Here is a 21,554-nt window from a genome sequence, read left to right as displayed (position 1 = left end):
TGATGCGGGGGCGGGGCATCCTCAGACCTTCTTGATCACCGCCTTGCCGAACAGGCCGACGGGGCGGATCGAGAGCACGACGAGGAGCAGGATGAGGCCCGGCACGTCCTTGTAGCCGGTCGAGATGTAGAAGCCGGTCAGCGTCTCGGCGACGCCGAGGATGAGGCCGCCGACGATCACCCCGAGGCCCGATTCGAGGCCGCCGATGATCGCCACCGCGAAGGCCTTGAGGGCCAGCACCGCGCCCATGGTGGCGCCCGTGAGGGTGACGGGGGCGACGAGCACCCCCGCGAAGGCCGCCGTCATGGCGCTGATCGAGTAGGACAGGGTGATGACCCGCTGGGTGTTGATGCCCATCAGCCCGGCGGCGTCGATGTCGTTCGAGGTGGCGACGACGGCCTTGCCCCAGATCGACTTGCGGTTGAACACCTCGACGGCGAGCATCATCAGGAGCGCGCCCGCGACGATCAGCAGCTCCATCGGCAGGATGCGGATGCCCGCGATCTGGATCGCCTCCTCGGGGAGCGGGGAGGGGAACTTGAGGTCGTCGCGGCCCCAGACGTTCTCGGCGACGTTCTTGAAGATGATGCCGAGCGCGATGGTGGCCATGATCCACCCGTACTCGGACTTGATCTTCACGGCCGGGCGTACGCCGAGGCGCTCGACCACCGCGCCGAGCGCGAAGCCGAAGACCAGCACCAGCGGTATCATCAGCCAGTAGCCCGTGAAGGGCACGAGGGTCAGGCCGAACAGCGCGCCGAGCGCCAGCGCCTCGCCCTGGCCGAAGTTCAGCGTCTTCGAGGTCGCGAAGGTGAGCTGGTAGCCGAACGCGATCGCCGCGTAGATCATCCCGACCGCGACGCCGGATGCGATGAGCTGCAGGAAGATGGCCATGGGGTGCCGTGTTCGGGGCTGCGTTGTGTCGTCGGTGCTGGCGGGGCGCGCTGCCCCGAACCCGCGCGGACCCCCTCGCCCTGCCGGGAGAGGAGGCCCGAGGGGTACGGCGGAAGCCTCAGTTCGAGGACTTCTCCTTCAGGCGGACGACGCCGGCGTTCTTAGCGTCCTCCTCCTTGGCGTAGACGATCTTGCCGTCCTGCACCTTCCCGAACACGACCATGTTGCGCGTGATCGCGTTGTGGTCCTTGGCCGTGAAGGGCTTCTCGTAGGTGGTGACCACGCCCTCGACGCGGTCGCCGAGGTTCTCGAGCGCCTGGCGGATCTTGGCGCCGTCCGTGGAGCCCGCCTGCTTGATCGCCGCGGCCAGCAGGTAGACCGAGTCGTAGCCCTGCGCGCCCGCCACCGGGGTCGGGATCTTCGTCACGCCGTAGGTCTTGTAGTAGCTCTCCAGGAAGGCCTTGCGCTTGGGCAGGGTCTGATCCTCGATGAAGGTCTGGGGCATGATCACCCCGTTGCCGTTGGCACCGGCGATGTCGATGAAGCTCTGCATCGAGGCGGGCCAGCTCGTGATCATCGGCACCCGCCAGCCGAGCTTGGCCATGCCGTTGGCGATCTGGGCGAGCTCCGGGCCGATGCCGTAGGCGAGGATCACGTCGGCGCCGGCCTGCTGCGCCTTGAGCAGCTGGGCCGTCATGTCGACGTCCTTGATGTTGAACTTCTCGACGGCGACCGGCTTCACGCCCTTCGAGGCGAGGTTCTTCTCGATGTCCTCGCGGCCGAGCTGGCCGTAATTCGTCGAGTCCGCCAGGACGGCGATCTTCTTGTGGCCCTGCGCCAGCGCCTCGTCGACCATCAGGCCGGCCTGAAGCACGTCGTAGGCGGAGTTCCGGAAGACGTAGTTGGCGTCGTAGTCCGGCTCCTTGAACTGGTTGGTGATGATCGTGCCGGTGGCGACGTTGTTGAACACCGGGATCTCGGCTTCCTGGTAGAAGCGCTGCGCGGCGAGCGCCACGCCGGTGTTGATGAAGCCGACCGTCGCGACGACCTTCTCCTTGTTGATCAGCTCCTGCGCGACCTGGGCGCCGACCTCGTTCTTCGCCTCGTCGTCGCGCTCGATCAGCTGGATCGGGCGGCCGAGCACGCCGCCGGCCTTGTTGATCTCCGCCGCGGCGAGCTTGGCGCCGTCGCGCATCGAGACGCCCATCGCGGAGGATCCGCCCGTGTAGGGTCCGCTCAGGCCGATCTTGATCGGATCCGCAGCGAAGGCCGGCGCCAGCCCGAGGGCGGTCGCGCAGACCAGCGCGGCTGCGGCCGCGCGTGCCGTGAACGTCATGATTTCCTCTCCCGTGGTGCCGCTGGCGGCGGCGTGCCATTCTTCTTCGGCACCTTGAATACCAGTGTTGCTCAGATCGCCTGGGCACCGTCAAGCTGTCGACGTGTGGCAATCACGACCATGACTGCTGAATGTGTGGGCAAGGCAACCCGCGAGGTGACAGGCTCGCGCGATCTTATCGACGGATCGGGTAATGCGCTGGATTAGGCGGTTTTCCAGGACGTAAGCTCGGATTTGTTGGCGCCCTCTCGTCGTGGGGCTCGCCCGGGCCCGGTCGACCCCCGCGCCGCATCGTCCCTCAGGGGGGCGACCAGTCGGCCGGAACGCTCGCGATGTCGGCCTGCAGCGTGTTCAGGTAGGCGGTCAGGCGCTCGGCCAGGCCCTCGTCCTCGCACTGCACCCAGAGCGGCACCGGCAGCGCCTCCGGCGCGATCCCGAACAGGGCGGCCTCGACCATCAGGGCGGCCGACCGCTCGGAGGACGCGGCCATGAGACGCGTGCCCTTCGGCGTGCCGATGAGGATGGCGATGCGGACCGTCACGGGGGCCAAGCTACGCCCGCGGGCCGCCGCCCGCCAGGGGGCTGCGACCGCGCGTGCCTGCGACCCCGACGCTTCCGGCATCCGCGCTCCCGCGCTAGCCTGCCGAGCGGAGATCGCGAAGGAGCGGACGTGCTGCGAAAGGCAAATCGGGGAGGCGGGCGGGCGATGGGGCTCCGCGTCGGGGTCGGGTTCTGGCTGGGGCTCGCCCCGGCGGCCGCCGCCGAGCCCGAGGCCTCGTTCGCGGCCTGCCTCGACGGCCTCGCCGCGCAGGCCGGGGCGCGCGGCATCCCGGCCGCCGTCACGGCGGAGCACCTCCTCGGGCTCACCGAGGATCCCGAAGTCCTGGCGGCGACCCGCAACCAGGCCGAGTTCGCGCGGCCGATCTGGGCCTACATCGATGCCAGCGTCACCGAGGCCCGCATCGCCGAGGGTCGGCGGCAGATCGAGGCGCTGGCCGGGCCGCTCGCCGAGATCGAGCGGCGCTACGGCGTCGACCGCCACGTCCTCGTGGCCTTCTGGGGCGTGGAATCGACCTACGGGACGGTCCTCTCGGACCCGGCGGTGGTGCGGCCCGTGCTGCGCTCCCTCGCGACGCTCGCCTGCGGCGACGGGACCCGGGCCGCCTACTGGCGGGACGAGCTGATCGCGGCGCTGGCGATCCGGGCGCGGGGCGATGCCCCCGCCGGGCCGCTCACCGGGTCCTGGGCCGGAGCCATGGGCCACACCCAGTTCATGCCCACCGTCTACGAGGCCTACGCGGTGGACGCGGACGCGGACGGGCGCCGCGACATCTGGACATCCGCCGTGGACGCGCTCGCGTCCACCGCGAATTACCTCGCCCGGAAGGGCTGGCGCCCGGGCGAGCCCTGGGGCTACGAGGCCGCGCTGCCGGAGGGCTTCGACCTCGCGCTCGCCGACGAGACTACCGTGCGCAGCCTCGCGGCCTGGGAGGCCCTCGGCGTCCGGCCCGCACGGGCCGAAGGCCCGCTCGACGGCGCATGGCCCGCGACGCTGATCCTGCCCGCCGGCGCCCGCGGCCCCGCCTTCCTGCTCCTGCCGAACTTCCGGGGCATCCTCGGCTACAACACGGCGCTGGCCTACGCGCTCACCGTCGGACACCTGTCGGACCGCCTGCGCGGACAGCCAAACTTCACCCAACCCTGGCCACGCGACACCCGCGCTCTGACCGCGGACGAGCGCCGCGAGCTGCAGGCGCGGCTGGCCGAACGCGGCTTTTCGGCCGGCGGCGTCGACGGAAAGATCGGCCCGCGGACCCGCGCGGCCGTGCGGGCCTACCAGGCCGCACAGGGCCTGCCGCCGGACGGCTACGCCGATCCTGCGCTGCTGGAGCGGATCCGGGCGATGCCCTGAGGGGAGGGAGACGCGGTATCTCGGTGCTTGGCGCATCGGCCTCGGCTGCGGCGATGCGGACGGATCGCCCGCGGTGGGAAACGCCCGCGGACCCTGAACCGACCCCGCCTCCGGGCCGTTGCCGGATTCCAGGCGAACGACCTGCATCCGGTTGATCGAGCCGCCGCATGACCCTTTGCCTCCAGCCCGTGCAGGTCGCCACGGGGAGCGCGGATCAGGAGAGCCAACTCGTCTTCTCGGACGGGTTTCTGGTAGCCGTCCTGGTCCGGCTCTCGCAGGACCACGGCGAGCAGGCGGGACGCTGGTACCTGGAGGCAGGCTTCGGGCGCCTCGACGACCGAAACCCGCCCCTCTTCGTGGATCTCGACAGCGCGCAGGCTTGGATCCTCGAACGTCTGTGAGAGCAGCGCCTCGGAATTCCTCGGACCCGGTTAGCTTGGTGATCCAATCGGCCACCTCGGGGACGCTCGATGGGTCGGAAGAGCTGTCCCGACCGATGTGCGCCCGATCACAACCCTAGAAACGGCGATTTCCGCCACCTCGGCTCATTCGTGCGATCCGTGCACCTCCATGACGGGCACTCTCAATCTCGGTGGAGTCTCACCACTTGCACCTGCTCGCTCCATCGGTTGTCGAGAGTAATCGTCCGCGCGAACGCTCGGACCTCGTCGAGGCGCTCGTCCGTGTGCCAGGACGTCAGAATGCCAGTGTGATCCCGAACGAGAAGCAACTCGTCGATCACGTCGTGGACGCGTTCGCAATCGAGCCCCGTCACGCAGCTCAACTGAACGTTGTCGCGAACACAGGCTCCGACAAACGTCTCCAACGACGGGTCGTCCCAGGGTGGAGCATGCAGGATCAATTTCGCGGCATATGGCAGAACGGTTTATATTAGAGCTGATAACCGCCGCAAACCAGTCTCTGCTGACATCGTGAGCTGAGAGGCAGGCATCCATTCCGGATCGTCCGGCGCCGAAGCACAGCTCGAATCCCCTCTCCAACACGGGTGAGGGGGCCGTCGCGGTACATCGGCCGGCCTTGGAGCCGGACGCCGGGTTCAGGCCGCCACCGCGCCCATCGCGCGGTTGCGGCTCTTGTTGAGGAGCAGCGTGAGCGCGTCGGCCGACATCGGGCGGTTGAAGTAGAACCCTTGGTGGTACTTCACGCCGTAGCTTCGCAGCAGGTCGCATTGCTCGACCGTCTCGACGCCCTCCACGATGATGTTCTGGCCCGAGTTGGCGACGAGGTTGACGATGTCCTTCAGAAGCTTGGCGCCCCGCGGAGTGTGGCTCGCCTGAATGAACAGCCGGTCGATCTTGATCGTGTCGAACTTGATCTTGCTGAGGCACGAAAGGCCCGCGAAGCCGGTCCCGAAATCGTCCAACCAGACGTTGACGCCAAGCGCTCTCAGGGCCTCGATCGCGTCGAGGATGTCCGGGTTCTCGTCGATCTCCAGGCCTTCGGTGATCTCGATGGCGAGGCGGCCCGGCGCAACGCCGGTGCTGCGCAGGGTCGCGGCTGCGAACTCGACGAACCGCGAGCGCATCAGCTGGACCGCGGAGACGTTCACGCTGATGAGCGGCAGTTCCGGGTTCGCCAGGAGGGTCGCGCAGGCTTCCTCGATCACCCAGGCCCCGAGCTCGACGATGAGGCCGCTGCGTTCGGCCACCGGAATGAAGACGCCGGGCGAGATCGGCGTGCCGCACGGCGCCGTGAGGCGCATCAGGGCCTCGGCCGCGAAGATCTGGCCCGTCGTGACGTTCCAGATGGGCTGGAAAGCGAGGGCGACCCGCCGCTGCTCGATGGCCGTGCGCACTGCCTCGGCGACCACGTCGCTGCTCGCGTCGTTGGCCGCGAGGCTCGGGTCGAAAGCCTTCACGCAGTTGCGGTTGCTGTCCTTGGCCCAGTAGAGCGCCCGGTCGGCCGCAGTGACGAGCTTTTCCGGCTTCTCGCCGGTCACGTCCTGCGAGAAGGCCGTGCCGACGCTGACCGTCACGCTCGCGAGGTGGTCGGACCGCGCCTCGTGCGGGATCGCCAGCGCCTGCACGGAGGCGCGGATGCGCTCGGCGGTGTCGAGCACCTGCTGCGCGCTGGTGGCGGGCATCAGCACGATGAATTCCTCGCCGCCGAACCGCCCGAGGGTGCAGCGCGGATCGGCCACAGCCCCCTGCATGGCGCGGGCGACGGCGATCAGGCACGCGTCGCCCTGCTGGTGTCCGTAATAGTCGTTGAACATCTTGAAGTAGTCGACGTCGATCAGGATCACCGCGAAGGCCTTCGCCTCGGCCGTCCAGTCCGTCCAGAAGCTCTTCAGAAGCTGGTCCGCGGCGCGGCGGTTGCGGAGCCCTGTGAGCGCGTCCGTGGTGGAGAGCCTCAGCAACTCCTCGCCGCGCTCGGTGGCCTGCTTCTGCCGGGTCTCGGCCCGCAGGGCGTTGAGGAAGACCCGGTAGCGCTCGACGTTGAGCTTCCAGTTCAGGAACAGGGTCAGGATCAGGCTCAGAAGGTAGAGCGAGCCGATCGCCACGTAGAAGCCCAGGCTCGCATCGACCAGGAGGCAGACGGCCGTGAAGAACACCACCGTGATCATGCTCGACGTGACCAGGGCGATGCGGAAACGGAAGTTGAAGAACAGGTTCGAGACCATCATGAAGACGATCCCGAACGACAGGTAGTACAGCACGTTGGCGCGCTGGTCGCTCAGGGTCGCGAGCGCGAGCCAGGCCGTGTAGCCCAGCACGATTCCGAGGGCGCATTGCAGCTCGATCAAGTCGTACTTCACCGCGCGCCGGATCTGGTAGCTGATCGCCGCGATGTAAGCGCTGCCGACGACGACGCGCAGTGCCACCGCGTAGACGATGAGGTCGCTGATCAGGACGGCGTCCGTGATCGCGAAGAGAACGTAGAGCGTGCCGACGAACCAGATCGCGGTGCGCGTGTCCTCCCGTTGAACCTGCTCCTGCTGGATCTCGTAGCGCTGCGTCAGCACCGGGCAGCGGCGGTCGTACCCGCGCTTGGCCAGTTCGAGGTCGAGCACCCTTATGAGATCTGCTGGCATGATCGGGCCCATCAATCGCCGACCCATACCTGCAGTTGTCTCAAAATCTCTTAACAACTCAGGTTGCAATTTGCCGGATCGGAGATCCGGAATTTCGCACCGCGGACCAGAAGTCCGAGGCCCCTGCCCGAGTGATGCGCGCCGGAGCCGGGCACGCCGAACGTCGCAGGGCGGAAAGTGCTTCGAACCAAACGATCGACCGTGAGTTCTCGCTTCACACTCCGACATTTCAGCGAGATGATCATGAAGCGAATTCTCGTCGCCGCTGCCGTCATGGCAGGTGCCGTCACGATGCTTCCGACCTGGGCCGATGCGCGGCCGGGCGGCGGCTTCCGGGGCGGCGGGTTCGGTGGTGGCGGCTTCGGCGGCGGGGGCTTCCGGGGCGGTGCCCTCGCGGGCGGCGGTTTCCGGGGCGGGGTCGGCGGCGGTGCCCTGGCGGGCGGCGGCTTCCGAGGCAACGGCGCCGGGTTCGCGGGCCGCGGCCTGAACAACGGCAACGCCCTCGCCGGCGGCGGCATCGGCGGGTACCGGGCAACAGGTGTGCGCGGCGGCTTCCCGGGCGTGCGCGGCGGGTTCTACGGCGGTCGCCGCTACGGCTACGGGCGCGGTCTCGGCTACGGAGCCCTCGGTCTCGGCGTCGGCCTCGCGGCGGGTTACGGCCTCGGCTCGGGCTATTACGGGTACGACGATTACGGGTATGGGGGCTACGGCTACGGCGGTTACGCGCCGGTGGGTTACGGCTACGAGACCGACGTCGCTCCGGCGGCGGAGCCGGTTGTCGGCTCCGGCTCGGACACCGCCTACTGCGTCCGCAGGTTCAAGTCCTATGACCCGCGCACGGGCACCTACCTCGGCAACGACGGCCGTCGGCACGCCTGCCCGTAGGCACCAGCCACGCGGACAGAACGCGGGCGCCGCGGCGGGGAACCGCCGCGGCGCCCGCCTGCGTTGGGGGCTGCGGCGAGCCCCTGCCCTGCGCGGCGCGCACGGGTGCCAGCCCCCCGCGCGGCGTACACTCCGCCCGCGCGGCCCGACCGGAGGCTGCCCGGGAGGCCCTGATGAGCGCAAGGCAGGCGGAGCTCGAAGCCCGCATCGTCGCGCTGGAATATGCCCTGGAGGTCCTGGTCGACTGTCTGACCGACGCCAGGGCGATCCAGCCAGCCAAGATCGCAAACCTGCTGACGGCCGCCGCCCCGGAGGCCCGCACGGCCTGCGACGACGGCACGGTCGCGCAGGCCCTGAAGCAGCTCGCGCTCAAGCTCGGCTGACGGCGAGCTGCCGGGGTTCGCGGCGTCAGCGCCCGGCTTGGCGGGGCGTGGCGCGGGTTCGGCGATGGATCCCGTGCCGCATCGACCGCACGGCAGCCGGCCGCTGCGCCCCGGATGCCCGGAACGCACCGCCGCCGTAGGCAACCGGGCGGGTGCCACGGGTGTCTTGGACCCGGTCGTAGGGGCCGCGCTCCGTCCGGGCCCGATAGGCAGCGCCCGCGAAGTCGCCGGGTGTCGGCGGCGTGCCGGGCTGGGAGAAGCTCGTCTCGGGCCGGTAGGCCGGCCCCCAGCCGATCTCGTCGTCCCCCGCCGGGTCCTTCCCCGGGAAGCCGGTGACGTAGCCGGTGCTCTGGGCCGCCGCGGGCCAGACGAGGGCGAGAGGCGCGAGGCCGAGGCCGAGCGCGAGGATGAGCCGGGCCGGCAACAGGGGCCTGGATAGGGTCATGGGGTTTGCCTCGGGCATTCCGGCGCGGTCGGGTCTGATCCGCATGGGTCCGAGGAGCCAACCCTCCGGCCGGGGGCCGGTTCGGGCCCCGTGCCGGCATGTCGCTGCCGCACAGTCGCTATTGCCATCTCGCCGCCCGGAGTGCCGCCGGGGGCTACCCGGCGGCGGGCCGTCACTTCTGCGTCTTCAGGTAGGCGATCACGTCGTTGATCTTCTTGTCGTCGGGGTAGCCGGGGAAGACCATTTTCGTGCCCGGCACCTTCGTCTTCGGGTTCTTCAGCCACTCGTGAAGGTTGGCGTCGTCCCAGGTGATGCCCGAGTTCTTCAAGGCAGCCGAGTAGGTGTAGCCTTCGGCGGATGCCGCCTTGCGCCCGACCACGCCCGTCAGGTTCGGACCGACGCCGTTCTTCCCGAAGGCGTGGCAGGCCTTGCAGGGCGCAAAGGCCTTCTCGCCGGCAGCCGCATCGCCCGCGTCCTGCGCGTGCGCCGCGAGCGGCCAGAGCAGCGTCATCACCGCACCGAAGAGAGAAAGGCGCATCGGGTTTCCTCCAGTTCTGTGGTTCGTCACCCGGTACCTACCGCGCCGCTTGCGTCCGACAGGTTTGCTCACGGAATCTTGTTCGCAGGGTCGGATTAGGGGGAGCCTTGGATCGTGTCTGCGGCCGCGTCGCGGCCTAAAACGTTGAGGGTCGAGAGCTGCGAGGCGCCCGCGTGACGGTTCGTCCCCACGTTCATGCCGAAAATCATCCGCGGGTGCATCCCTGCGAGATCGAAGCGTTCCTCCGGCGGTCTGGCTGGACGCAGGCGCAGCTCGCATGGGCAGTCGGGGTGCGGCAGCCGCGTATCTCGCGCTTCATCAAAGGGCTGAAGCGCCCCAATCCCGAGCTCGACCAGGCGCTGTCGCGGTTCTTGCTCGGACAGGGGCGTGGTCGAGCCCGCGAGGCTAGGCAGCGCTAGGCGTCCTACAGGCAGCCGGCGCGCCGCAGGGCTGCGATCATCTTGCGCCCGACCCGGTAGCCGTTGAGCTGGTCCGAATCTAGGATCCGCGCGACCTCGCCGGACCCCGAGCGGGTGTATAGGAACAGCCGGAAATCGGGAGCCGCGCCGCCGGCCTCCGCGACCCGGACCTGACCACAATACTCGACCTCGTTGCGCATCTCCGAGGCGATTGGCCGGATGTTGCGGAACTCGGGCAGCAAGGCGCCCCCGAGCTGGCGCGCCACCGCGCGACGCACGGCAGCCTGCTCGGGGTTGGTCAGTTCGAGGAAGAGCGCCTCCGGTCCCGGCTGCCCGGCTGCCGGACAGCAGCTCGCGAGGACGATGGCCAGGCCCCAGGATCCGCGCATGCTCGGGCTCTCCCCCACGCCTCACGGCGCTGACCGCGTGTCAGTGTTTCAACAGGCTCTCGAAGCTCTCCTCCGGGGGTAGCTTGCCCGAGAAGCGGGCGAGCCGGCTCAGGCTCGGCTCCGAAAGGCCACCCGCATTGGCATAGGCCGCGAGCGCGAAGCTCACGAGCAGCTCTGCCTCGTCGTGGCTCACCGCGCGGCCGCTCAGGACGCTGGCGGCGCCCCGCACGGCGTGCACGGCCTGGCGGAACGCCGGGTCGCCCTTCAGTTCATCGAGACGCGACGCCACCCTCATCTCCCTCCGTACTCGTCCGGCCGCAGGTTCCGGTTAGCCGGACCCCACGCGGGCAGGGCGGCGGCGCGACCGTAGCGATTCGCGGCGGGCCCGAAAAGGCTCGGGGCTCCGGCAGACCCCAAGGGACTTTTCCGATGCACGGGATGCGACGATCGCCGCTCGTCGTCATGCAACCCTGGCGCCGAACGCTCCCCATCCTGCAACCATTTTGGTATGCGGTCGACAGGTCCCGACGCCACGATACGAGGACCGCTGTCGCGGGGCACAGAGCCCGCCTGGGAGGAACCTGTGATGAGCCAGCTCGGCCGTGCGCGCCTGCGCGCCCTGATGTCCGGAATTGCCCTCGCGACCGTCGCGGGGATGGCCGTCGCCAAGCCAGTGCCGGCCCAGAAGCCCGGCGAGCCGCCGGTGGTGACAAACAACGTCGACCGGCCCGAGACCGAGGACGAGGCGGTACTCGCCCTCAAGTCGATGACCATGCCGATCACGGCGACGCCCGCCGACAAGCTGCCACTCGACAAGCTCCGCTTGCCGGACGGGTTCAAGCTCGAGGTCTACGCGTCGGGCGTCCCGAACGGCCGCTCGATGCAGCTCGGCGACAAGGGCACGCTGTTCGTCGGCAGCCGCATCGCGGGCCGTGTCTACGCCGTTTCCGACTCTGGCGGTCAGCGCAGCGTGAAGATCATTGCGAAGGGCCTACACCGCCCGAACGGCGTCGCGTTCCACGACGGTACGCTCTACATCGCCGAGATTGCGCGGATCACGAAGCTACCCGACATCGAGGCCAACCTCGACCATCCGCCCGCGCCAAAGCTCGTCTACGACGACCTCCCGAGGGACGAGGCCCACGGCTGGAAGTTCATCAAGGTCGGGCCGGACGGCAAGCTCTACGTGCCGGTGGGCGCGCCGGGCAACTCGCTCCTGCCTCCGGACACCCATGCCCAGATCCGACGAATGGATCTCGACGGCGGGAACGTCGAGGTGGTGGCTCGCGGCGTGCGCAACACGGTGGGCTTCGACTGGAACCCAGCGACGAAGCAGCTCTGGTTCACCGACAACGGCCGCGACTGGGTCTCGGAGGACCTGCCGAACGACGAACTTAACGTGCTGAGCGAGCCGGGCCGGCAGCATTTCGGCTACCCGTTCTGCCACCAGGGCGATTTCACGGATCCCGAATACGGCTGGGGCCGCTCCTGCTCGGAGTTCACCGCGCCGGTGGCGCTGCTCGGGGCTCACACGGCGGCGCTCGGCATGCGCTTCTCCACCGGCACGCAGTTCCCCGAGGCCTACCGCAACGGCATTTTCATCGCGCAGCACGGCTCCTGGAACCGCACTCGCAAGTCCGGCGGCCAGGTGGTGTTCGCGAAGCTCGACGCCGCCGGCAAGGTCGTCTCCGTCGAGCCGTTCCTCACGGGCTTCCTGGAGAACAATCAGCTGATCGGCCGGCCGGTGGACGTCCAGGTGACCCCGGACGGGGCGCTCCTCGTCTCCGATGATCTCAACGGCGCGATCTACCGCATCAGCTACGCGGCGCCCGAGAAGCACGCCGCCCAGTGAGGCGCCGACGAGCCAGCCACCGGCCGGGGCACCCTCGCCCCGGCCCCGCCGTCCCAAAGGAGTGACCAGCGCCCCATGCGCCTCCCCATCATCGCGGCGGCCCTGGCGCTCAGCGCCGGAATCGCCGGTGCCGCCACGCCGTCGATCGAGGCCTGCACGGCCTGCCACGGTGCCGGGACCTCCCAGAGTGCCGGCGTGCCCTCTCTCGGGGGCATGCCGGCGACCTACGTCACCAACCAGCTCTTCATGTTCCGCGAGGGCCAGCGCAAGGCCGACCCGATGAACGCCCTGGCGGAGCCCATGAGCGACGCCGACCTGCAGGCCTACGCGGCGGCCGTCGCGTCGCTTCCGCCCCCGCGCTACGAGGGCCCCGCGGCGGACCCCGCCCGGGTCGCGCGCGCCGACGCCGCAATCCGCCGGCACCGCTGCACCTCCTGCCACGGCCGCGAACTCGGCGGCGATCAGGGCGTACCCCGCATTGCCGCACAGCGGGAGGAGTATCTCGCGCAGGCGCTGACAGCCTACAAATCAAGCGACCGGGCCGGTTTCGACCCGCAGATGAACGAGGTTGCTGGTGAACTGTCCGCCGAGGAGATCGGCGACCTCGCCTACGCGATCGCCCGGCGTCCCGCTGCGCCGTGAGGCGGCCTCGCCGAAGCATGTGTGAGCGCATGAAAGTGCCGTGGCTGTTGATTCGTCGAGTGGGCTTGCGGCTTCGCCCGACGGTCTGATTTCCCTGTTCTGGGCCCGTTTTCGCCGTTTGACCGTGTTTGACGGAGGGCGCACTCAAGCGACCCCTTTCTGATCAACAGGTTAACCCGAAATTCCCTGTACGGTCCGAACAGGGAAAATTTCGCGTCGAACAGGGAAACGTCGCGCGCGAACAGGGATTTCATTGCGGACAGCCCTCAACGTGCCTCCTGCCCTTGGCGTTCTGTTGTTATCCATGCGCCTCGGAACGCATGGCGCCAGCCGGTCGTCGAGAGCAGACCGGAGCCATGACCGACCTGCGAATCCGCGCCGTCAGCGTGGCTTCGCCGGTTGCCGTCGTTTGCCTGGGGTGACGCCTAACGCATACGGTACGCGATGTGACACTCTTCGGCCCGGTGGGATTCGATTTGGAATGGCGAACCAATCCTCTGACCCCGACCGCATCGTTGCTCCGCCCATCGATATGGGGGCGGTCGCCGCCGCCGCTGAGGTGTACCTCGCTGATCCGAGCACGCGCGAGTACCCGATCGGTGCCGCCTTCACGCTGGATCTCGCCGCAACCGTCGCGGCCGACCCGAAGGCAGAAGCGTCTCTGTCCGAGCCGGACCTTGCCGACTCAGAGAAGCTTCTCACCTTGCGAACGCTGTTCCTGATGGCGCTTCTGAATCAGCGCACACTGTATCAGTGAGCTGTGGTGAGGATGATCGAAGGCACCGGCCGCCATCCTCGAGGGACTTGGTTGGAGCACTGAGGCAGTAGCCCCACTCCTCCCGATTCATTCGCGCTGGTTGCGGCTGATTCGTGCTCGCGAGCGGCCGGCGGCCATCGTCTTTACCCCGTTGGCGGTGCAGACCGCCGGCAGGCTAACAGGTTTCCTGCCTCCTCAGACGCACGGCGCCTGAATCAAGGGCTGCTCAGGTGTCGAAGCACAGATGATTTGATGATCGACTCGTGAGCGACTGCCTCAGCGAAAAATTCACTCAGAGGGTTTCATCCCGCTGCCAAGGGCAAATTATGCCGTGGTGATTATTGACTATCGCGAAACAAGGGGTCCATATCTCTGTCTTTAGCAAACAAGCCATAGGAGAATAGAGTGGAACAAGCACCCATCTCTCCACAAACCGATTACATGGAGCTCACCGCCGACGTTGTATCGGCCTACGTGTCGAAGAACAGCCTCCCACTCAGTGAACTACCGTCTATATTGGCGCAAGTCCACTCGAGCTTGATCAGTCTCGGCGCGAGGCAAGAAGGCGCTGAGCCGGGCCTGCAGAAAGCAACGGCTGCCCAGATCAAGAAGTCGGTCACACCGGACGCGCTGATCAGCTTCGAGGACGGCAAGCCCTACAGGACGCTCCGGCGGCACCTGAACAACCGCGGGCTCACGCCCGAGGAGTACCGCATCAAGTGGGGCCTCGCTCCGGACTACCCGATGACGGCCGCCTCCTACTCCGATCGACGCTCTGCCCTGGCCCGCAGTTTGGGTCTCGGCCATCTGCGCCGCAAGCAGCCAGCTAAGGTCGCAGTGGCGCCGGAGCCCGTCGCCAAGTCGGCCAAATCGCGCGGACGGCCGAAGAAGACGGCTGAGAGTGCGGAAGGTGCGGCCTCCGGGTGAGGCTCGCGCAAAAGAGAAGCCCGCTGCGGGGAAGCACAGCGGGCTCAAGGAGGGGGGTAAACACCAGACGGGCGAACGCCCTTCTGACCGCGCGAAGCTATACCGTTAAGCTAGGGCCTTGATCTCACAAGAGTGCGAGCCCCGCGGTCGCTCGCTGGAACGTCAACATCATGCCTTCCTCGGCCAGCCGCATCTGATAAGCCGCAGGTGGCCGGAACGCGGTGAGTGGTGGGTTCTATCACGCCGACGCTCAGAGCTGCCGCGTACCCCGCATCCGTAGCAATTCGAGCACGGCGAACCCCACCGGCAGCACGATAAGGAGCAGAGCGGACACGAGACCCATGGCAGCCATCCTCTTGATAGGGGGAGGTAATGCTCGACCCGCCGAAAGGGTTCGCTCCGTCGCTCAGCCTCAGATGTGTAATCTGCCTCACGGTCCCTGCCGCGTGGCTGGTGCATGAACGCTCCAGCGACGGAGGCGATCATGCACACGGGAGATCCAGGCGCAGTCGGCAGCTCAGCCACAGATGCAGTCACGCTCGCACCTCTGCTCCTGACAGCCCTGCTGATCGCCTCCTCGCTCACGGCCGCACCTGACCTCGACCCTGTGGCTTATCAAGGGGTGATGCTCGCTCAGCTCATCTAGCACCGATCCAACACCTCGCCTCGACCGGTCCCCCACCGGTCGAGGCAGCTTTGTTTTCGCTTCCCCGGGAGCGCCGATCAGTGCTCAATGTGGCGCCTCGACTCGGCTGCTTCGCAAGGAGGCCACCATGGTCGGCATTGCGGACACACCGTTCCGGCTTCTTATCTTCCACGACGACGCGCACTTGGTCGAGCATAAGGCGCGCCATGAATGATGGCCTGCCGCCTCCCTACTTTATCAACGTGGTTCCGTTTACGCAGCCCGAAAGTCAGCCCGATGCAATGCTGACACTTACGGTGTGGTTCAGGCGCTCTGCGGCTGCCCTCCCGAGTAAATAAAGTCATCGTTGTAAATGGTCCCGGTTGCCAAGGCATTCACGCCTATGGTGCCGCCGCCCGCGATAGTCCCAAGCGTTGCCGTTACCGTCTCGTCAGGTTCAATTAGTATATCAGGCGTCGTAGTAATCGTGAAGGTTGAGCGCGTCGATCCGGCAATGAAATCAACGACGTTGCTCTGCAGGCTGATTCTATAGTCATCGCTTGTGGCCGTGCCGCCCAGAATGATCGCAACGGCACCTGCTTGCGAGACGTTGCCGGTTCGAGAAACCTCATAAGTCAGAGTATTGCCGCCGCCAGTGCTGCCCTCGGTGACGCTGTCAGGATATAAGAGAGCAATTTGATAGGTCGGGGGGACGTCTGGATCATTGTCCTTGATCGTGAAGGTTGCGGCGCTGGTCGGGTCGGCTGTTCCACCGCCGGTGACTGTACCAAGCGTGACGACAACCGTTTCATCACCCTCGTAGATGTTGTCGTACCTGGTTCGTAGGCTAGCGAACACGTCTCGTTGGCCTGGATTGAAGCTAACAATCCCATTTCTGTAGCCGCTGTAGTTATTGTCGTCGCCGTAATCAGTGCCTTTTGTTGCTGTTCCGGAGAAATCGAGTACCACCTCTCCGTACTGCGAGACGTCGCCTGTGCGATGGATCAGTACGCCGAAGCCATACCCGTCATAAAAACCATCTTCGCCAACAGCACCATCCTCAGTCGCGATGGAGTAGAACGCTGCGCCATCATCGTTGTAGATCGTGGCCGTCGCTGCCGCAGCCTCGCCGACCGTGCCGCCGCCGGTGATTGCGCCGAGCGTGGCGACGACCGTCTCATCCGGTTCCACGACCGTGTCGGGCTTGCTCGTGATCGTGAAGGTTGCGCTGCTCGCACCGGGGGCGAAGCCGATAGTGCCATCGGTCAGGCCCGCCACCGTGTAGTCGCTGCTGTCGGCTGTGCCTGAGAGCGCTACGGCTACCGTGCCAGCTTGCGAGACGTTCCCGTTCCGAAACACTCTGTAAGTGACGGTATTGCCAGAGCCGGTATCACCCTCGTTGACGGTGTCCGAGCTTGAGAAGGAAATTTGATAGATCGGGGGTACGTCTGGGTCGTTGTCCAAGAGGGTGATGGTAGCTGCGCTGTTGGAATCGGCTGTTCCACCGCCGGTGACTGCACCAAGCTTGACGACAACTGTCTCATCACCCTCGTAGATGTTGTCGTACCTGGTTCGTAGGCTAGCGAACACGTCTCGTTGGCCTGGATTGAAGCTAACGATCCCATTTCTGTAGCCGCTGTAGTTATTGTCGTCGCCGTAATCAGTACCTTTTGTTGCTGTTCCGGAGAAATCGAGTACCACCTCTCCGTACTGCGAGACGTCGCCTGTGCGATGGATCAGTACGCCGAAGCCATACCCGTCATAAAAACCATCTTCGCCAACAGCACCATCCTCAGTCGCGATGGAGTAGAACGCTGCGCCATCATCGTTGTAGATCGTGGCCGTCGCTGCCGCAGCCTCGCCGACCGTGCCGCCGCCGGTGATTGCGCCGAGCGTGGCGACGACCGTCTCATCCGGTTCCACGACCGTGTCGGGCTTGCTCGTGATCGTGAAGGTTGCGCTGCTCGCACCGGGGGCGAAGCCGATAGTGCCATCGGTCAGGCCCGCCACCGTGTAGTCGCTGCTGTCGGCTGTGCCTGAGAGCGCTACGGCTACTGTGCCAGCTTGCGAGACGTTCCCGTTCCGAAACACTCTGTAAGTGACGGTATTGCCAGAACCAGTGTCACCTTCGTTGATGGTGTCCGAGCTTGAGAAGGAAATCTGATAGATCGGGGGTACGTCTGGGTCGTTGTCTAAGAGGGTGATGGTGGCTGCGCTGTTGGGATCGGCTGTTCCACCGCCGGTGACTGCGCCAAGCTTGACGACAACTGTCTCATCACCCTCGTAGATGTTGTCGTACCTGGTCTCCAGATTTAGGACTACATCTCGCTGGCCAGGATTGAAAGTCGCGATCCCATTTTTGTAGGAGTTATTATAGTAATATTCGGCGTAATCGATGCCCTTTGTAGCTGTTCCGGCAAAAGAGAGCGCAACTTCTCCGTACTGAGATACGTCACCGGTGCGATGAACCAAGACCCCAAAAGAGTATCCGTAGCCGAAAGAACTATCTTCTGTGACAGCATCGTTGTAGGACTCGAGGGAGTAAATTACTGAAACTTCGTCATTCTTCAGCGTAGCGGTAGCGGTTTTATCGTTGCCCAGAGTGCCGCCGCCCGTGATGGTGCTCAATGTGGCGACCACTGTTTCGTCAGCCTCAGCAACGATGTCAGGTTTGGTCGTAACCTTGAAGGTCGCGCTTGTGGCACCACCAGCAAAACTGATTGCGCCGTCCGTTAGGCCGGCCACCGCGTAGTCGTCGCTGTCCGCCGTGCCGGTGAAGCCAACTGCTACGCTGCCGGCCTCTGATACATCGCCGGTGCGGGTCACGGTATAGGTGATCGTGTTGCCGGAGCCTGTATCACCCTCGTAGACCGAGGCCGGAGCGACGGTGATAGAGTAGGTCGGCGCCTTATCATCATTGGTGATAATGGCGGTGGCCGTGCCGTTGCTGCCGACCTGGCCGCCGCCCGTGACATCCCCCAGCGTGGCGGTCACTGTTTCGTCGCCCTCCAGCACCGTGTCCGGTGTGGTCGTGACCGTGAAGCTCGCGCGCACAGCACCGGCCGTAAAGGCTACTATCCCGTTCTGCAGGCTGGTTGTGTAGTCGCTGTTCAGCGTGGCATTGCCCGATAAAGCTACAGCTACGGTACCTGCACCTGACACGTCGCCGGTTCGAGTCACCGTATAGGTGATGGTGTTGCCAGATCCCGCATCCCCCTCGGCCACGGACGTTGGTGCGACGGCGATGGTGTAGGACGGAGCGCTGTCGTCGTTGGTGATCGTGGCTGTCGTCGAAGCCGCAGTCGCAGCAAGGGTGCCGCCGCCGGTGATCGTGCCGAGCGTGGCGATTACCGTCTCGTCAGCCTCGACCACCGTGTCGGACTTGGTCGTCACCGTGAAGGTGGCGTTCGTGGCACCTGCCACGAAGCTGGCGATGCCGTCCGCCAGGCCGGCCACGGTGTAGTCGTCGCTGTCGGCCGTACCGCCGAGCGTGACCGCGACGCTACCGGCTTTCGACACGTCGCCGGCGCGCTCCACGGTGTATGTGATGGTGCTACCCGAGCCGATGTCGCCTTCCTGCACCGCGGCAGGTGCCACTACAATGGTGTAGGTCGGTGCGCTATCGTCGTTGGTGATTATGGCCGAGGCCACCGCGGTCGCACCGAGGGTTCCGCCGCCGGTGATCGTCCCGAGGGTGGCGATGACGGTTTCGTCGGCCTCGACGATCGTGTCAGGCTTCGTCGTGACCGTGAAGGTCGCGCTCGATGCACCCACCGCGAAGCTGACTGCGCCGTCTGTTAGGCCCGCCACGGCATAGTCGCTGCTATCCGCCGTGCCCGTGAAGCCAACCGCCACCGTGCCAGCCTTCGATACGTCCCCAGTGCGGCTCACCGTGTAGGTAATGGCGGTCCCCGCACCGGCATCGCCCTCCGCTACGGCACTCGGGTCGACGCTGATCTGGTAGGTGGGCGCCATATCATCATTGGTGATCGTCACAGTCGCCGCCTTGGCGCTGCCGACCTGGCCGCCACCCGTGACGGCGCCGAGCGTGGCGATGACCGTTTCGTCCGCCTCGAGCACGCTATCGGGTGTGGTTCTGATCGTGAAAGTGGCGGTCGTGGCGTTTGCCGCGAAGGTGACGGCTCCGTCCGTCAGACCCGTTACGGCGTAGTCGCTGCCGTTCGTTGCGCTGCCCGTAAAGGCGATTGCCACGGTTCCAGCTTGGCTGACGTCTCCGGTGCGCGACACCGTGTAAGTGATGGCATTACCCGCGCCGGTGCTTCCTTCGGCGACGAAGGCGGAATCAGCCGCAATGGTGTAGGTCGGCGGTGTCGGGGCCGCATCGTCGCTGATGATGGTGGCCGTGGCAGCCTTGCTGGCACCCAGGATACCACCGCCGGTGATCGCTCCCAGGGTAGCAACCACCGTCTCATCGGGCTCGACAACTACGTCCGGCTTGGTTGTGACCGTGAAGGTTGCGGACAACGCGCCAGCCGCGAAGCGAACAATACCGCCGTCCGCGAGGCCCGCCACGGCATAGTCGGTGCCATTCGTGGCCGTGCCCGTGAAGCCGATCGCCACGGTGCCGACCTTCGACACGTCCCCGGTGCGGCTCACCGTGTAGGTGATGGCGTTGCCCGCACCCGTGTTGCCCTCAACGACCGCAGCTGGGGACACGGCGATGGTATAGGTCGGCGGTGTTGGGGCCGCATCATCGTTGGTGATGGTAGCGGTGGCTGCCTTGTTGCTGCCGAGACCACCACCACCGGTGATCGCGCCGAGTGTGGCGATGACGGTTTCGTCAGCCTCGACCGTCGTGTCGGGCTTCGTGGTCACCGTGAAGGTAGCGCTTGACGCGCCCGCTGCGAAGCGCACCACCCCGCCATCGGCCAGACCCGTCACGCCGTAGTCGTTGCCGTTCGTCGCGGTACCGGTGAAACCAACCGCCACGGTGCCGACCTTCGATATGTCTCCGGTGCGACTCACCGTGTAGGTGATCGCGTTGCCCGCGCCCGTGTTGCCCTCGGCCATTGTGGCAGGGGCTACCGCGATGGTGTAGCTCGGCGGCGGCAGGGCAATGTCATCGTTGGCGATCGTTGCGGTCGCAGCTTTGGCTGCCCCGAGCGTGCCGCCGCCAGTGATCTGCCCAAGTGTAGCGATGATGGTCTCGTCGGCCTCGACCGTCGTGTCGGGCTTGGTGGTGACTGTGAACGTGGCGCTTGACGCCCCCGCTGCGAAGCGCACCACCCCGCCGTCGCCGAGCCCCGTCACGCCGTAGTCGCTGCCGTTCGTCGCGGTACCAGAAAAGCCAACCGCCACGGTGCCGGCCTTTGACACGTCGCCGGTGCGGCTCACCGTGTAGGTAATCGCGTTGCCCGCGCCCGTGTTGCCCTCAGCGACTGAGGCGGACCCCACCGTGATCGAGTAGGTCGGGGCCGCGGCGGGAGGGGTGAGTAACTCGGCGCTCGTCAGCGTCCCGTCGCTGAAGACGAAGCGCTCTGTGCTGCGCACCAGGCTCGAGCCTTGTGGTGAACCGGACCGGAGGTCAACGATCCGGATGTCGCCATTCGCTGCCTGAGCCACCGAGTAGTCGCGCCGGGTACCGGTTAGGACTAGGGTGTCCGCGCCCTCCCCACCGATGAAGGTATCGTTCCCGGAGCTCGCGATCAGCGTATCGTTGCCCTGGTCGCCTGAGAGCCAATCGTTACCCACGCCTCCGTCGAGAAGGTCACCATCGTCGCCACCATTCAGTGTGTCGGCGCCTTCGTCGCCTGAGAGAACGTCGTTGCCGTCGCCACCCGACAACAGGTCGCTGCCCGCTCCGCCAACGAGCGTGTCGCGTCCGACGTCGCCGCTCAGAACATCATCCCCCGCATCTCCGTTCAGCCGGTCGGCGCCGTCGCCTCCGAACAGGAGATCACCGGCATCACCGCCATTGAGCAGATCGTCGTCGATGCCTCCCATGAGGAGGTCAATGCCGTCATCACCCGACAGAGTATCGTTGCCAGCTTCGCCGTAGAGGAAGTCGCTCCCGTCACCCCCGAGCAACAGGTCGTTGCCTGCACCACCGTTGAGTATGTCATCGCCACCGAGCCCGCTGATGGTATCAGCGGCTCCCGTGCCCGCGAAAACATTGCTTCGACCATTGCCAGTGACGATCGCCATGAAAACGCCTCCCCAGCGACCGGTCAGTGCTTATGGGCACCGAAACCCTTGCATCCCTGTGACCAACTTCCACGAGTATAGTGGGTCAGAGATCATTCGCTTTATAAGACGGTTAACATGCAGAAATGATGTGTCAATCGACGGTTAAGGTCAGAGATTGATTAGAGATGTATCCAAAAGGAGTAGCCGCGGAGTTACGGTCGGACCCCTGTGATTGCTTATGCAACGAGCTGCCGAGTTTTGTCAGCAAAGCTGTTGGCTAGTCCTCGCTTAGCGGCTCACGCGAAGCATGGCTCTCGGTGCGGCCGAGAAAGTAGATCGCTGTTTCAG

The 21,554-nt window shown here is 66.1% G+C and carries 18 protein-coding genes; 9 read left to right on the top strand and 9 right to left on the bottom strand.

Going from position 1 to position 21,554, the window contains the following annotated elements; genetic code table 11:
• Nucleotides 1–21 precede the first annotated feature (21 nt).
• The 3 genes from ACLBXP_RS06090 to ACLBXP_RS06080 all read right to left on the bottom strand — a co-directional run bounded on the left by ACLBXP_RS06090 (nt 22) and on the right by ACLBXP_RS06080 (nt 2,771).
• The gene (locus ACLBXP_RS06090; RefSeq protein ID WP_447666674.1) at nt 22–894 is read right to left on the bottom strand and encodes a branched-chain amino acid ABC transporter permease; all 873 of its coding nucleotides are present in this window, start codon (nt 892–894) and stop codon (nt 22–24) included.
• 118 nt (nt 895–1,012) lie between these two features.
• Nucleotides 1,013–2,230, bottom strand: coding sequence for an ABC transporter substrate-binding protein (locus ACLBXP_RS06085; RefSeq protein WP_447666673.1), 1,218 nt, complete (start codon nt 2,228–2,230; stop codon nt 1,013–1,015).
• A gap of 298 nt (nt 2,231–2,528) precedes the next feature.
• The gene (locus tag ACLBXP_RS06080) at nt 2,529–2,771 is read right to left on the bottom strand and encodes a hypothetical protein (protein WP_447666672.1); all 243 of its coding nucleotides are present in this window, start codon (nt 2,769–2,771) and stop codon (nt 2,529–2,531) included.
• A gap of 165 nt (nt 2,772–2,936) precedes the next feature.
• Here ACLBXP_RS06080 and ACLBXP_RS06075 point away from each other — a divergent pair, with 165 nt between their 5' ends.
• Together ACLBXP_RS06075 and ACLBXP_RS06070 are read left to right on the top strand one after the other, a co-directional pair.
• Nucleotides 2,937–4,142 (top strand): lytic murein transglycosylase, encoded by a 1,206-nt coding sequence (locus ACLBXP_RS06075; protein ID WP_447666671.1) that lies wholly within the window; start codon nt 2,937–2,939, stop codon nt 4,140–4,142.
• A gap of 167 nt (nt 4,143–4,309) precedes the next feature.
• Nucleotides 4,310–4,543, top strand: a complete 234-nt coding sequence (locus ACLBXP_RS06070) for a hypothetical protein (protein WP_447666670.1) — start codon at nt 4,310–4,312, stop codon at nt 4,541–4,543.
• 656 nt (nt 4,544–5,199) lie between these two features.
• On the opposite strand, the gene ACLBXP_RS06065 is transcribed toward ACLBXP_RS06070, so the two are convergent.
• On the bottom strand, nt 5,200–7,197 hold the full coding sequence (locus ACLBXP_RS06065; protein WP_447666669.1) for a putative bifunctional diguanylate cyclase/phosphodiesterase: 1,998 nt from the start codon (nt 7,195–7,197) through the stop codon (nt 5,200–5,202).
• A gap of 243 nt (nt 7,198–7,440) precedes the next feature.
• Here ACLBXP_RS06065 and ACLBXP_RS06060 point away from each other — a divergent pair, with 243 nt between their 5' ends.
• The gene (locus ACLBXP_RS06060; RefSeq protein ID WP_447666668.1) at nt 7,441–8,082 is read left to right on the top strand and encodes a BA14K family protein; all 642 of its coding nucleotides are present in this window, start codon (nt 7,441–7,443) and stop codon (nt 8,080–8,082) included.
• Between the two features lie 173 nt (nt 8,083–8,255).
• Nucleotides 8,256–8,465 (top strand): hypothetical protein, encoded by a 210-nt coding sequence (locus ACLBXP_RS06055; RefSeq protein ID WP_447666667.1) that lies wholly within the window; start codon nt 8,256–8,258, stop codon nt 8,463–8,465.
• Between the two features lie 25 nt (nt 8,466–8,490).
• On the opposite strand, the gene ACLBXP_RS06050 is transcribed toward ACLBXP_RS06055, so the two are convergent.
• On the bottom strand, nt 8,491–8,910 hold the full coding sequence (locus ACLBXP_RS06050) for a hypothetical protein (protein WP_447666666.1): 420 nt from the start codon (nt 8,908–8,910) through the stop codon (nt 8,491–8,493).
• Between the two features lie 172 nt (nt 8,911–9,082).
• On the bottom strand, nt 9,083–9,448 hold the full coding sequence (locus tag ACLBXP_RS06045) for a c-type cytochrome (protein WP_447666665.1): 366 nt from the start codon (nt 9,446–9,448) through the stop codon (nt 9,083–9,085).
• A gap of 173 nt (nt 9,449–9,621) precedes the next feature.
• On the opposite strand from ACLBXP_RS06045, the gene ACLBXP_RS06040 reads away from it, so the two are divergent.
• On the top strand, nt 9,622–9,867 hold the full coding sequence (locus ACLBXP_RS06040; protein WP_447666664.1) for a helix-turn-helix transcriptional regulator: 246 nt from the start codon (nt 9,622–9,624) through the stop codon (nt 9,865–9,867).
• A gap of 5 nt (nt 9,868–9,872) precedes the next feature.
• Here the strand turns inward: ACLBXP_RS06040 and ACLBXP_RS06035 are convergent, their stop codons facing one another.
• Nucleotides 9,873–10,256, bottom strand: coding sequence for a hypothetical protein (locus tag ACLBXP_RS06035; protein ID WP_447666663.1), 384 nt, complete (start codon nt 10,254–10,256; stop codon nt 9,873–9,875).
• Nucleotides 10,257–10,296: 40 nt separating this feature from the next.
• Nucleotides 10,297–10,545, bottom strand: a complete 249-nt coding sequence (locus tag ACLBXP_RS06030) for a hypothetical protein (RefSeq protein WP_447666662.1) — start codon at nt 10,543–10,545, stop codon at nt 10,297–10,299.
• A gap of 297 nt (nt 10,546–10,842) precedes the next feature.
• On the opposite strand from ACLBXP_RS06030, the gene ACLBXP_RS06025 reads away from it, so the two are divergent.
• The 4 genes from ACLBXP_RS06025 (at nt 10,843) to ACLBXP_RS06010 (ending at nt 14,434) form a co-directional block, all read left to right on the top strand.
• Nucleotides 10,843–12,108 (top strand): PQQ-dependent sugar dehydrogenase, encoded by a 1,266-nt coding sequence (locus tag ACLBXP_RS06025; protein WP_447666661.1) that lies wholly within the window; start codon nt 10,843–10,845, stop codon nt 12,106–12,108.
• Nucleotides 12,109–12,183: 75 nt separating this feature from the next.
• Nucleotides 12,184–12,750, top strand: coding sequence for a c-type cytochrome (locus tag ACLBXP_RS06020; protein ID WP_447666660.1), 567 nt, complete (start codon nt 12,184–12,186; stop codon nt 12,748–12,750).
• A gap of 481 nt (nt 12,751–13,231) precedes the next feature.
• Nucleotides 13,232–13,507, top strand: coding sequence for a hypothetical protein (locus ACLBXP_RS06015; protein WP_447666659.1), 276 nt, complete (start codon nt 13,232–13,234; stop codon nt 13,505–13,507).
• A 405-nt stretch (nt 13,508–13,912) separates the two neighbouring features.
• Nucleotides 13,913–14,434: a MucR family transcriptional regulator gene (locus ACLBXP_RS06010; protein ID WP_447666658.1), complete on the top strand. Its 522-nt coding sequence runs from the start codon at nt 13,913–13,915 to the stop codon at nt 14,432–14,434.
• 949 nt (nt 14,435–15,383) lie between these two features.
• Here ACLBXP_RS06010 and ACLBXP_RS06005 read toward each other — a convergent pair.
• The gene (locus tag ACLBXP_RS06005; protein WP_447666657.1) at nt 15,384–21,224 is read right to left on the bottom strand and encodes a Calx-beta domain-containing protein; all 5,841 of its coding nucleotides are present in this window, start codon (nt 21,222–21,224) and stop codon (nt 15,384–15,386) included.
• Between the last annotated feature and the right edge of the window lie 330 nt (nt 21,225–21,554).

Source organism: Methylobacterium sp. A54F (assembly GCF_053346035.1).
This window is presented reverse-complemented; position numbering and strand designations above follow the sequence as displayed.

What these genes read in the sequence shown, in the direction of transcription:
- ACLBXP_RS06090 (WP_447666674.1), bottom strand. Translation starts at nt 894, where the DNA reads ATGGCCATCTTCCTGCAGCTCATCGCATCCGGCGTCGCGGTCGGGATG.
- ACLBXP_RS06005 (WP_447666657.1), bottom strand. Translation starts at nt 21,224, where the DNA reads ATGGCGATCGTCACTGGCAATGGTCGAAGCAATGTTTTCGCGGGCACG.
- ACLBXP_RS06065 (WP_447666669.1), bottom strand. Translation starts at nt 7,197, where the DNA reads ATGCCAGCAGATCTCATAAGGGTGCTCGACCTCGAACTGGCCAAGCGC.
- ACLBXP_RS06085 (WP_447666673.1), bottom strand. Translation starts at nt 2,230, where the DNA reads ATGACGTTCACGGCACGCGCGGCCGCAGCCGCGCTGGTCTGCGCGACC.
- ACLBXP_RS06050 (WP_447666666.1), bottom strand. Translation starts at nt 8,910, where the DNA reads ATGACCCTATCCAGGCCCCTGTTGCCGGCCCGGCTCATCCTCGCGCTC.
- ACLBXP_RS06035 (WP_447666663.1), bottom strand. Translation starts at nt 10,256, where the DNA reads ATGCGCGGATCCTGGGGCCTGGCCATCGTCCTCGCGAGCTGCTGTCCG.
- ACLBXP_RS06060 (WP_447666668.1), top strand. Translation starts at nt 7,441, where the DNA reads ATGAAGCGAATTCTCGTCGCCGCTGCCGTCATGGCAGGTGCCGTCACG.
- ACLBXP_RS06055 (WP_447666667.1), top strand. Translation starts at nt 8,256, where the DNA reads ATGAGCGCAAGGCAGGCGGAGCTCGAAGCCCGCATCGTCGCGCTGGAA.
- ACLBXP_RS06075 (WP_447666671.1), top strand. Translation starts at nt 2,937, where the DNA reads ATGGGGCTCCGCGTCGGGGTCGGGTTCTGGCTGGGGCTCGCCCCGGCG.
- ACLBXP_RS06015 (WP_447666659.1), top strand. Translation starts at nt 13,232, where the DNA reads ATGGCGAACCAATCCTCTGACCCCGACCGCATCGTTGCTCCGCCCATC.
- ACLBXP_RS06070 (WP_447666670.1), top strand. Translation starts at nt 4,310, where the DNA reads ATGACCCTTTGCCTCCAGCCCGTGCAGGTCGCCACGGGGAGCGCGGAT.
- ACLBXP_RS06020 (WP_447666660.1), top strand. Translation starts at nt 12,184, where the DNA reads ATGCGCCTCCCCATCATCGCGGCGGCCCTGGCGCTCAGCGCCGGAATC.
- ACLBXP_RS06045 (WP_447666665.1), bottom strand. Translation starts at nt 9,448, where the DNA reads ATGCGCCTTTCTCTCTTCGGTGCGGTGATGACGCTGCTCTGGCCGCTC.
- ACLBXP_RS06025 (WP_447666661.1), top strand. Translation starts at nt 10,843, where the DNA reads ATGAGCCAGCTCGGCCGTGCGCGCCTGCGCGCCCTGATGTCCGGAATT.